At 45.2% G+C, this 573-nt stretch carries 1 protein-coding gene; it reads left to right on the forward strand.

Annotated elements, in window-relative coordinates; all coding sequences use genetic code 11:
• Positions 1-573 (forward strand): Cache 3/Cache 2 fusion domain-containing protein (locus R7Q48_RS29600; RefSeq protein ID WP_318133942.1); only part of this gene is annotated, 573 nt, incomplete at both ends.

A 573-nucleotide genomic window follows, 5' to 3' on the forward strand; every position in this document is an offset into this window, starting at 1 on the left:
GTTACCTTGCAGGCGTTTATGTAGAAAACTACACGGTAGACTTCATGGGCCATGAAGTACCAAATATCACGCAATACAGCGAAAGTTTGATTAACGACACAAAGCTGGTCGACAGCTTCACACGTGATACCGGAGCAATCGCAACGTTATTTGCACCACTTGGTGATGACTTCATTCGCGTTTCAACATCATTAAAAGATCCGCAAGGTAAGCGTGCAGTAGGCACGACTCTTGGACGCAACCATCCTGGTTACCAACTCTTAAAGAGCGGAAAACCTTACTACGCGCAAATCAAACTATATGGCGAACGCTACATTACCTATTACGCGCCAATCAAAGACGCTAACGGTAACGTATCTGGCTTGTCATTTATCGGTTTGCCAGTAGACCAAGCCACACAGACTCTGTTTGATGCACTAGAAGAGATTAAGTGGGGCGACACAGGCTACACCATCATTGTCGATAACGACGAAAACAATCTTGGTAAGTACTTACTCCACGCGACTAAGAGCGCTACCGATCCTTCAATCGTAGAAGTTCGTGATTACGATGGTAACAAGCCTTTCCATAAGA

Source organism: Vibrio sp. 378 (assembly GCF_033339435.1).